4 protein-coding genes are annotated in these 3,573 nt (G+C 59.0%); 1 reads left to right on the plus strand and 3 read right to left on the minus strand.

What is annotated here, in order from left to right; translation table 11 throughout:
* Together WA354_RS10130 and WA354_RS10135 are read right to left on the minus strand one after the other, a co-directional pair.
* Nucleotides 1-812 (minus strand): anti-sigma factor family protein (locus WA354_RS10130; RefSeq protein ID WP_472812889.1); only part of this gene is annotated, 812 nt, incomplete at its 3' end.
* A 74-nt stretch (nucleotides 813-886) separates the two neighbouring features.
* The gene (locus WA354_RS10135) at nucleotides 887-1,516 is read right to left on the minus strand and encodes an RNA polymerase sigma factor (RefSeq protein WP_472812890.1); all 630 of its coding nucleotides are present in this window, start codon (nucleotides 1,514-1,516) and stop codon (nucleotides 887-889) included.
* Between the two features lie 320 nt (nucleotides 1,517-1,836).
* Between WA354_RS10135 and WA354_RS10140 the strand changes: the two genes are divergently transcribed.
* Nucleotides 1,837-2,463 (plus strand): ribonuclease HI family protein, encoded by a 627-nt coding sequence (locus WA354_RS10140; protein ID WP_472812891.1) that lies wholly within the window; start codon nucleotides 1,837-1,839, stop codon nucleotides 2,461-2,463.
* Between the two features lie 876 nt (nucleotides 2,464-3,339).
* Here the strand turns inward: WA354_RS10140 and WA354_RS10145 are convergent.
* The coding region (locus WA354_RS10145) for a hypothetical protein (RefSeq protein ID WP_472812892.1) at nucleotides 3,340-3,573 on the minus strand (234 nt) is incomplete at its 5' end.

Raw genomic sequence — 3,573 nt, forward strand, 5'->3', positions numbered from 1 at the left:
GCCTCCAGCACGGCATCGCGAACACGCATATCCTGCGCCACGTACGGTTGCAGGCCTTCGAGTGCCTTCAGGCGGACAGCCTCGCTCTTGTCATAGCGCAGGGCCACCATCAGGGCGTCACGAATGCCCTCGCCCTGGCAGGCATGCCCGGCCCGGCATTCAGCCGCGAGCAAACCTACCGAGTCGTCGCGAACACCCTGCGAAGACGCATTCGCCGAAGCCAGCATCAGCAGTTGGCGGATCGCCGGATCCTCCAGCGAGCCCTGAATGTGTTGCGGGACGATCTGGTTATACGTCACATCGACGATTTCGCTGTTGGGCTGGCGGACGATGCTCGAAATGTTGGCCACCTCAGCCGAGGGCGCCGGCGTTGGTGCGGTGACGACCTGTTCGGCTTCAGCCTTGGCCGACGCTCGTCCGGCCGCGTGGACTGCACGGGCCTGCGCATATTCGTAGCCGCCCAGCGTTCCCGCGCCGGCTCCCACAATCAGCAGCAGCAAAGCCGCAACGGGAGCTGCCTGCAGGTTTGAAAAATTGTTCAGGATACGCTGGCCAAACCGCTCGTACCAGCGTTTGGGCGGCAATGCATCCAACGCCTCTTCCAGGCGCATGCGCGAGCGAGTGATGAAATTGGGATCCGGCTCAGCGACAGGATAAGCAGTGGCCAGCGTCTTCAGCGCCAGCAGCTGCTGCTGCTCCTGGCCACACTCGGAGCAGGCGACGATGTGCCGGTCCAGCTCGTGTGCCTGTTCGTCTGGCAGCTCTCCGTAGGCCGCCAGCACAATGCGCTCATGTGCGAGTTCGCAGTTCATCTCTTTACGTCCTTCCAGCCTCATAAGTGCTACCGCGAATCTGATCCAAAATGATTCGCCGCCCGCGAAGGGCCCTAACGCAATCCCGCCAGTTGAGTTCTCAACTTTTTGGTCGCTCTGAAGAGCGTATTCTTGGCGGTTTCTTCCGTGGTGTTCAACATCTCTCCGATGGTGCGCAGGCGGAGACCCTGGTAATGCTTCAACTCGAAAACCATGCGCTCACGCGGGGTGAGCTTGCTGAGCGCGGCTTGAATCCGCTCGCCCAGCACTTTGCGATCCAGTTCCTTGGCTGGATTCGAAAATGACCGGTTATCCGAGACCGAAGACAAGATATCGATCTCGTCCCCGGAGTGATCGACCACCACCGCCTGATCTTCGCGGCGCGTCTTGCGGCGGCGAAGCTGATCGAGGCAGAGGTTAGTCACGATTCTGTAAATCCATGTATAGAAAGAGCATTCGAACCGGAAGTTGCCGATGTACCGGAATGCTTTGAGGAAGGCTTCCTGGTAAATGTCTTCCGCATCATGCTCGGAACCGGTGAGGTGTAGCGCCAGTCGCAGCACCTGCTGCTCATACTGGCGAACCAGGGCGTCGAAGGCGGCCCGCGATCCCGCCTGGGCTTCGCGAATCAACTCCATCTCCGGCGCGCGCGCCTGAAGGCGCTCCGCAGCGCGATCCGGTCCGTCCATTGCTCGGGAGGCCATGCCTGCCGACGATTGTATCGTTCTTTTGGCAGGCCATGCCAAGGCGCCGGCGACAGCGTTCGACGATGAAGGGTAGCTCACTGCATCTGATGCCATCGAGATTTTCGCTCCGGCGGTGCAGACGTAATCGCATCTGAGTAGACTCTGCCCAAGCCTGTTCGTGAGCGGAATCTGCGGCTAAGACAGCCCAAAGGTGCTGCCTGCCCGAAGGGTTCCCCATCGACAGCGCGAACCAGGTACCGGGGCGGGTTGCATCGATGGGACGGCGCGATCCCCCGAGGATGGGTCATGTCGTGAGGGTGCCTTTACACTGGGAATGCATGAACGAGAATCTGTTTTCGGGAATGGAAGCCGCTCCCGGCGAAACCCCCGGCTGGCACACCGCGCATTGCGACGGCGGATCGCGCGGCAATCCGGGCCCCTCCGGCTATGGAGCCGTTGTTGAAGACCCGGCCGGCAAAGTCGTCGCCCGCTTAAGCGCATTCCTTGGCCATCAGACCAACAATTTCGCTGAATACAAAGGACTTCTTGCCGTTCTCGCTTGGGCGAAGGAGCATCGTGTTCGCCAGCTCCGTGTGGTCTCCGATTCCGAGCTGATGGTGAAGCAGATGAAAGGCCAGTACAAGGTAGCCAGCCCCGGCCTGCGCCCCCTGTGGGAGGAAGCCAAACTGCTTGCCAGCCAGCTCGAGCGCTTCGAAATGCGCCACACCCTGCGCGGAGGCAACAAGGAAGCTGACCAGCTCGCCAATGATGCCATGGACAAGGGGACAGGCCGCCCCGCAGCCGGCAGGCCCGGTCCAACTCCCGCCCCGCCCGGTGGGGGCAGGAATCTCGCCCCGGTGAGCCCAGCCAACCAAATCTTCGAAGGATACGTAAAGGGCGGCGTCGTGCACCTGCTCGAAGGCGAACTGCCCGACGGCACCTTCGTAAAGGTCACGAAAAAGTAGCAGTCTGGACGACCATGCCGGGTGCCCCAGATCTCGATTTTGAGATCTGGGAAATCTATCCCATTAGAAACAGAAGTGCCTCATTCATGCGCGTCTTTTTGCGCATGAGTGGGAAAGCACGAACCCACGCTCAGGAGCCCCGCGTCTCGATTTGAAATCGGGGAATCTAAATCCCATCAGAAACAGAAGTGCCCCATTCATGCGCGTCTTTTGCGCATGAGTGGGAAAGCTACAAACCCACGCGCAACTGTTTTTCGACGTTCTGAAGGGAATCGCCGCTAAGCGGCATGGGCCAGCCGTTCGTACTCGACGAACTCGGCGGGACGATTCAGAACGACACTCAAATTCATCAGCGCCCGCGAGGAACACGCGGGGCACTCCCGATTGGCGTCGCTCACAGAGTTGCAGTCCAGGCAAAGCACAGCATGATCAAGCGGAATGGCAGATTTGTTTCGAAGTGAACTCATAATGTGTAGTCCTGTCCTTTGGACTCACGCATAGAGAAAACCATCTAGCACCCCGGAGTTGCACCCTCTACCACGAATGTGGCAGACCGCAAACTCCAGGTTCCCCCCACACGTCCCGCAAGTTAGTGCATCGAAACGCGCAATCGTTTCAAGCGATCATGATGTAGTCGTTTCCGATACGACCGACATTGAAGAAAGTCCCGAATAATGCGGATTTAACCCATGCGGATTTAGCCGACGACTCGCCCAGAATCACCAGAGCGGTGTCATCCCGACCGGAGCGGAGGGATCCGCAGTTGTCTTTAACTTCCGCATAGCCGGTGATACAGGATGAACTCTCTGTAGGTCTTCTTGCTCACTCGGCGCGATAGAACTCACGACTAGGCAGCCCTATTGGCTTCGTAATTCGCTATCTGCTGGATTGATCTGTTGCGCGGCCTGTTTTGTCGGGGTCAATTCCGGTCTCAATAGAATGAATTGCTGTTTCAAGCACTTCGTCGCGGCCCGCAGCGACTCCTTGAACTGTGGGTCGCACTGTCACATCGGGAATGATGCCCGCACGCTGGGTCGGCCAGTGATTTGGATAGAAAACGCCGAGACCGCTGATCATCGTCCTCAGGCCACCGGGAAGTGGAATGAGCGA

It is taken from the genome of Occallatibacter sp. (genome assembly GCF_049802275.1).
In the GTDB taxonomy this organism is placed as follows: Bacteria; Acidobacteriota; Terriglobia; order Terriglobales; family Acidobacteriaceae; genus Telmatobacter.